Here is a 6,713-nt window from a genome sequence, read left to right on the forward strand (position 1 = left end):
CGTAAGAGGATTAGTTGATTCTTATTGAACCTTAGCCTGTCAATAAAAAAATACGAGTTCCTGCTACACGGTCATGGAGAAATTGGTGATCGCGATCAAATAACGCCCAGATGAATCCGCATCCAAAAAGAAAAGTGCCTGTTACTGCGAGCAGGTAACGAATAATGGCTTGTTTTTTTGTTAAATTGCCACCATCCGCAGTCACAACACACATCTTCCAAGTCTGCATGGCTAATGTTTGTCCGCCATGTGTCCAAAACCAAGTGAAGTAATATCCCATGACCAAGAGTAGATAAAATTGAAATAATGGCCGGAAATAAAAAGCTTGCGTGTCTCTGAAGATAAGATGAAAAATAAACCCCGCAAATAGCAAAACAGCCAATAAAAGCAGAAGCTCATAAATCAGACAAATAATGCGACGCCAGAAACCGGGTGTGGTGTAAGTCATGTTTGAATTAGATCGGATGTGATCGCACTATATCACTATCTGTTAGCCTGTGCAGTGGAAAAGAATTTTTATGCATGTAAAGACTTTTTTATTGTTTTGACAAATTATCCCCGCATTAAGCTCAATCCAGTGATTGATAATTATTATCGTTTGCGTTATCATGAAAGGCTGGCCGGCTTAGTTTCTGGTCAATATATTTAGAGCAGCGCATTGGGTTGATGCGGCGTTCATATGCCTGTTGTTTGGCAAATCAGCGCATTAGCTTGCGGTATTTTGAAGTCAATAATAAGTATATTTTTCTGGATTTGTTATTCTGTAATGCAATCATTATCTTGGAAAAATAGTGAATATTTTGAGCGGCAACAAAACCTTATTTCGTTGCCGGGGTTGCTGTTTGTACTGGTAGTGCACGCTGCGTTATTTTATGTGTTATGGAATCAGCGCTTAATTCCAGCTCCTGATCAGGTGGTTACTTTGTTTGCTGAGCTAATTACTCCGTCAATACCGCGTGCCGCCCCTGAAGCATTGCCGGAGCCTGTGCCTGCTAAGCTTCAGCCAGCCAAGAAACCTGTGGTCAAGCCCAAACAAGAGCGCCTTGTCGCTAAAGCTCTCGCAATTCCTAAGCAAGAATATGCCGAGGTTGTTCCAGAGCCATTGCCGGCACCGATTCGGGAACAAACGAGAGAATCCAGATCCTTGCCGGATGCTGCACCAGCACAAATGCCAACGGGGCCTATGACGTTGGCTTCGGAATTATCCGTTTCTTGCCCTAAATTATCTCCGCCAGCGTATCCTGCCATCTCGCGACGCATGGGTGAAGAGGGTAAATTGGTGTTGCGTGTAGAGCTGGATGAGAGTGGACGTATTGATGATGCAAAAGTTCTTAATAGCAGTGGCTATGAGCGTCTTGATACTGCGGCATTGGCTGCAGTGAAGAGCTGGCACTGTAATCCGTCGTTGCGTAACGGCCAGCCCGTTCGAGCGATAGCCTTACAACCTTTTAATTTTGTACTGCAAGGAAATTAATTCATGGAACAAGGACTCGGCTTTTCCCATTTTCTCGATCAGATTGATGGAGTGGGCATCAGTGTACTTGTATTACTATTGTCACTATCGATTGCGAGCTGGTATCTAATTATCACAAAAAGTATTGCAAATATAATTGCTAAACGCCGTGCTGAGGCTTTTTTGAAGCATTTTTGGAGTTTTGATTCACTGCAAACGGCTCATATTGAGTTAAGAAACGCCGTGCCAAATAATGCATTCTCAGAGCTTGCTAAGCTGGGTATTGATGCGGCAGCTGATTCCAAATTACACAGCACGCATAAATTGGCTGCTGCGGGAGGGACGAGCGAGTTTCTGACGCGCACTTTACGCAACGGTATCGATCAGGAAGCTACTCGGATTGAGAATGGCTTGACGTTAATCGCAACAGCAGGTTCGGCAGCACCCTATATTGGTTTATTTGGAACGGTATGGGGTATTTATCATGCGCTGATACAAATTGGACTTTCGGGGCAGGGTACTTTAGATAAGGTCGCTGGTCCTGTTGGCGAAGCATTAATCATGACAGCGTTAGGGCTGGCGGTAGCTATTCCAGCAGTGCTTGCGTATAACGCTTTTGTACGTCGTAATCGTATCTGGCTTGCGCGTCTGGAAGCTTTTGCGCATGATCTGTTTATACTGATAACGGTTGGAGATAACAATGATACTCCATTCTCTGCGCCACATTCGCAGCGCGAAATAAGCACAAGCACAATTGATGTTGCGATAGAAAGGGGGCAATAATGGCGTTTGGAAGTATGCAAGATAGCGGGCGCCAGGCCCCTATGTCAGAAATTAATGTGGTGCCGCTGGTTGATGTGATGCTGGTATTGTTAATCATTTTTATTATTACAGCACCACTTCTTACTCATTCCGTCAAGATTGATCTGCCAAAAGCAGAGAATGTTCCAAATATCACACAAACTGAGCATGTTGAATTGGCTATACGTGCGGATGGTAGCCTATTCTGGAATGGAGAACCCGAAGTGCTGGAGCAATTAGCATCGCGTTTTGCTGCAAAAATAAGCCAGGAACCTGAAGCTGAATTACATCTTCACGCAGATAAATTGGCGCACTACGAACATATTGCACGGGTAATGAGCATTGCGGCCAAAGCGGGCATGACAAGAATCGGCTTTATTACAGATCCTTCGGAAAGATGAGTGTAAAACTTGTAGGATTTCTGCGGTGAATAGTTAACTCTGCGCTTATCTGCTCACTTAGCAATTGAACGAGTTGTAGACCTAGTGTAGGCGTATTTTCAATGTCAAAATCATCTGATATGCCAATTCCATTATCACTAATACGTATCAACAACTGATTTGAATTATGATGTTTTAGGTTAATCTGAATCGTTCCCGAACGATTTCCTGGAAAAGCATACTTTATTGCGTTTGTGCATAATTCATTTAGAAGGAGACCTAAAGGGATACTGATATTGATTGGGATGAGAATTTCATCTGTTTCAATTTTAGTTTTTATCTTTGAAGCTTCTGGTGTGTAAGAAACTAAAAGATTATTTACTAAAGAATCGATAAAGCTGGAAAAGTCTACTTGCGAGAAATCTTGCGACTGATATAAGATTTGATGAATTAATGCCATCGATTTAACTCTATGCTGACTTTCCGTCAAAACGGTTATTGCAGTGCTGTCATATACAGTTTCGGATTGCATTCCTAAAAGACTGTCGATAATTTGCAGGTTGTTCTTAATTCTGTGATGAATTTCCGATAATAATAAATCTTTTTCCTTCAGAGCAGCCATAAGTTGTTCTTCTTGGTGTTTGCGCGTGGTGATATCGATAACAGAAGCTAACACTAAAGTTCCTTCAGTTGTTTGAATAGGATTCAAGCCAACTTCAACCGGAAATTCTTTGCCGCTCTTATGTAAACCATAAAGATCGCGTCCATGCCCCATGTCGCGTTTGCTGGAGTGTTCCAAGAAACTCCTCCTTAATTTAGTGTGTTGAGTTCTATGTGATATTGGTATGAGTATTTCTATGGGTTCTCCTATCATTTCCTGGCGTTGATAGCCGAATAATTCTTCGGTGGTAGAATTGACCATTATGATTTTTCCTTTGTGATCAGTCATTACCATGCCATTGGGTGATGCTTCTACAGCTAGATGAATCATTTTCTCGGCTTGTTTGCGATCAGAAATGTCGACGATAACAGCTAGTACGAATGTACCGTCACTTTTAGTTTCAACGGGATTAAGGCCAACTTCAACCGGAAATTCTTTACCACTCTTGTGTAGTCCATATAGATCCCTGCCATGACCCATTGGGCGAGATTTTGATTCCTTAATGTAAGTAAGCCGTAATTCTGGGTGATGTATACGAAATTGTTCTGGAATTAGAATTTCTATAGATTTTCCAATGAGTTCTTGTCGGGAGTAACCGAAAAGTTTCTCTGAAGCTGAATTAACCATGACAATTTCACCATCACTATTAGTCATCACCACGCTATTGGGAGAGGCCTCGACAGCAAGATATACCATTTCTTCAGGGTTGCTGAATTTCTTATACCGATTAGATGCCATGTTTTACTTTTATTTAATTGTGAGTCAAAGTAGCTAGGAAAATAACAATTAAAATTCTAAGTTAGTTAATTTTTCTGGGAATTTTCGTATTAGATTGGGTATTTGGCTGGGAGAAACGGGTTTGCTGAAAAGATACCCCTGTAATTCAAAGCAACCATGATTGATTAAAAAAGTAGTTTGGTCCTGTGTTTCGATGCCTTCAGCTGTTACCTGGAGATTAAGCTTCTGTGACAGTGCCAGAATTGCTGCTGCAATCGCACAATCATTTTTATCCAACGGGATTCCTTTAATAAAGCTTTGGTCGATTTTTAAGCGATGTATGGGGAGATTCTTTAACGAACTCAAGCAAGAATAACCTGTGCCAAAATCATCTATGGAGATGAGTATTCCAAGCTTCTTTAATTGCTCCAAACGGGTGATATAGATTAATTCGTTTTGTAGACAGGATTCTGTGATTTCCAGTTCGAGTAAATGTGCTGGAAGAGAGTACTGATGCAATAAACTGGCAATATATTTTTGCAGATCTTTATCTGCAAGCTGACGTATTGAAACATTTACAGACATACGCAAATTATCTAAGCCCTCAATTCGCCATTGATGTAATTGCCTGCATGCTTCCATCAGAACCCAATTGCCAATATCGATGATGAGCCGACTTGATTCGGCAATAGGTATGATTTCTGCGGGAGGCAACAATCCTTGCTTGGGGTGCATCCAACGAATTAACGCTTCAACTCCGGTTACTTCTTTATTTGCCAAAGAAATTTGTGGTTGAAAGTAAAGCAAAAATTCGTTATTGGCTAGCGCTTGACGTAGCTCCCTTTCTCGCGTGAGTTGATGAGTGGCTATTTGTGTCAAACCAGGATGATAGAAAGCGTAATTATTGCGCCCTTTATTTTTGGCCTCATACATGGCGGTGTCCGCCATTTGAATTAAATGATCTGAATGATCGGAATGGCTTGGATATACGCTGATGCCAATACTGCACGACGGAATTATTTCCATACTATCGATGTCTACCGGTTCCGAGACGCAATCCAGAATTTTCTCGGCGATATTTATCAGGGCATCATGGGATTCAATATTTGTAGCAATAGCAATAAATTCGTCACCACTCAACCTTCCTAAGGTATCACTTTGGCGTAATACGGATAGCATTCTTTTCGAAAGAAGGCATAGCAGAGAGTCACCTTGTTTATGTCCAAAAGTATCGTTGATACGTTTGAAGTTGTCCAGATCAATGAATAATACGCCTAACATGGATGAGTCTCGAGTTGCTAACGCTATTGCCTGATTAAGTCGATCTTTGGTTAACATACGATTAGGCAAGTTTGTAAGGTTATCGTAGTATGCAAAATGTGATAATTGCTTCTGCGTTTCACGAATTTTTGTGATATCCGATATCATTACGACAAATTGTTTTTCCCTATTTGCCTCGACGGGAATGAGTCCGATCGTAAGCCAGATATACATGGCCTCTTTGTTTTTTTTATATACTTTGATTTCACCACGCCAATGGCCGTGCTTCTCAACACTTTGCCACAACTCTTCATAGATGATTGCGCCCAGAGATTGATGGGTAAGAAAAGGTAATTCTTTGTTCTTTATATTTTGTTCCCGGTACTTGGTTATGGAATGAAAGGCATCATTGACGCAATCAACTAGCCTATTCTTGTTAAGAATAATAATACCTTCTGTGGAGCATCTAAATACGGTGGCTGCCTGCGCCAAACGGTCTCTGGCCAGCCGATTTTCAGTGGTCTCCTGCAAGATGCCGACGACTTGGTGCTTGCCAGCATCACCATTCGTAAATGATTTGCCGTATAACTTGTACCATAAGTTTTTTTTTGTATGAGTATTAACACTAAATTCTATTTCTGCTGAAAATCCTTCTTTGCTGCATAATTTGTCAATAAAATTAAGAATTCTTTGTTTGTCGTTTTCATTAATTGTAAGAAAGAAGCTTTCCCAATCAGTTATGGATTCAAGAGTGCCTTTGGAATTTTTGCCCATAAATATGTTATGTGAAGCTCTTGCCACCTCCCAAGTACTCATGTGTGCTGCTTCTAACGCAAGGCGTAAGTGCTGCTCACTTTTTTTTAATAAAGTATCGCTTTCATAGCGTTCTATACTGACTTGGATAATAATGTTTAATTCTCTGTCTGAGAATGGTTTTAATAAATATCCGTATGGCTTGGTAGCTTTTGCACGAATTAGGGTTTGTTCTTCGGAATGAGCAGTGAGATAGATAATTGGAATACTGTGCGTTTTCTGCACTATACTAGCTACTTCAATGCCATCCATGTTTCCTTGAATATGGATATCCATCAAAATAATATTGGGGGGAGCTTGGCTTATTAACGCCAGCGCTTCTTGACCGTTGGTAGTCATACCTGTTATTTCGTAGCCTAATTTGGACAGGCGTCTTTTTAGATCTAGCGCAACTATTTTTTCGTCTTCGATAATTAGTATTTTTAAGTGCTCATTCATATTCTGTAACCACGTATGAAGAGGTGGTCTCACTTGATTGGACAGTTTTTCCCATATCTTAAGTGGAAATCTCGTGGTAATGCCTACGCTGTATTTTGCATTGCAGGCAGGTTATCGAAGTAGAACTCATTTGGTGTTTTGTCGTCAAGCGCGGTGTGAGGTCTATATTGGTTGTAGAACATGAAATATT

Annotated in this window: 6 protein-coding genes; 3 read left to right on the forward strand and 3 right to left on the reverse strand. The window is 40.9% G+C overall.

The genetic code is table 11. From position 1 onward, the window contains the following. Window positions 1–31 precede the first annotated feature (31 nt). Window positions 32–448 carry an RDD family protein gene (locus tag QZV86_RS03615; RefSeq protein WP_295624125.1) on the reverse strand — a complete coding sequence of 139 codons (417 nt, stop codon included), beginning with the start codon at window positions 446–448 and terminating at the stop codon, window positions 32–34. Between the two features lie 318 nt (window positions 449–766). Between QZV86_RS03615 and QZV86_RS03620 the strand changes: the two genes are divergently transcribed. From QZV86_RS03620 to QZV86_RS03630, 3 genes are read left to right on the forward strand one after another with little or no spacing between them, the layout of a single operon-like run. After that, window positions 767–1,474, forward strand: a complete 708-nt coding sequence (locus tag QZV86_RS03620; RefSeq protein ID WP_295624126.1) for an energy transducer TonB — start codon at window positions 767–769, stop codon at window positions 1,472–1,474. 3 nt (window positions 1,475–1,477) lie between these two features. Continuing rightward, complete coding sequence (locus QZV86_RS03625; RefSeq protein WP_295624127.1) at window positions 1,478–2,236, forward strand: MotA/TolQ/ExbB proton channel family protein; 759 nt, start codon at window positions 1,478–1,480, stop codon at window positions 2,234–2,236. After that, the gene (locus tag QZV86_RS03630; RefSeq protein WP_292919788.1) at window positions 2,236–2,655 is read left to right on the forward strand and encodes a biopolymer transporter ExbD; all 420 of its coding nucleotides are present in this window, start codon (window positions 2,236–2,238) and stop codon (window positions 2,653–2,655) included. The genes QZV86_RS03625 and QZV86_RS03630 overlap by 1 nt, the downstream gene beginning before the upstream one ends. Here the strand turns inward: QZV86_RS03630 and QZV86_RS03635 are convergent. Together QZV86_RS03635 and QZV86_RS03640 are read right to left on the reverse strand one after the other, a co-directional pair. After that, complete coding sequence (locus QZV86_RS03635; protein ID WP_295624130.1) at window positions 2,633–4,033, reverse strand: PAS domain S-box protein; 1,401 nt, start codon at window positions 4,031–4,033, stop codon at window positions 2,633–2,635. The two genes, QZV86_RS03630 and QZV86_RS03635, sit on opposite strands and share 23 nt — an antisense overlap. Window positions 4,034–4,081: 48 nt before the next feature. Beyond that, window positions 4,082–6,523, reverse strand: coding sequence for an EAL domain-containing protein (locus QZV86_RS03640; protein ID WP_295624132.1), 2,442 nt, complete (start codon window positions 6,521–6,523; stop codon window positions 4,082–4,084). Window positions 6,524–6,713 lie beyond the last annotated feature (190 nt).

This window comes from uncultured Nitrosomonas sp. (genome assembly GCF_902826915.1).
GTDB lineage: Bacteria > Pseudomonadota > Gammaproteobacteria > Burkholderiales > Nitrosomonadaceae > Nitrosomonas.

Excerpts from the sequence above, each read along its gene's own strand:
- QZV86_RS03615 (WP_295624125.1), bottom strand. The coding sequence starts at position 448 with ATGACTTACACCACACCCGGTTTCTGGCGTCGCATTATTTGTCTGATT.
- QZV86_RS03620 (WP_295624126.1), top strand. The coding sequence starts at position 767 with ATGCAATCATTATCTTGGAAAAATAGTGAATATTTTGAGCGGCAACAA.
- QZV86_RS03625 (WP_295624127.1), top strand. The coding sequence starts at position 1,478 with ATGGAACAAGGACTCGGCTTTTCCCATTTTCTCGATCAGATTGATGGA.
- QZV86_RS03630 (WP_292919788.1), top strand. The coding sequence starts at position 2,236 with ATGGCGTTTGGAAGTATGCAAGATAGCGGGCGCCAGGCCCCTATGTCA.
- QZV86_RS03635 (WP_295624130.1), bottom strand. The coding sequence starts at position 4,033 with ATGGCATCTAATCGGTATAAGAAATTCAGCAACCCTGAAGAAATGGTA.
- QZV86_RS03640 (WP_295624132.1), bottom strand. The coding sequence starts at position 6,523 with ATGAATGAGCACTTAAAAATACTAATTATCGAAGACGAAAAAATAGTT.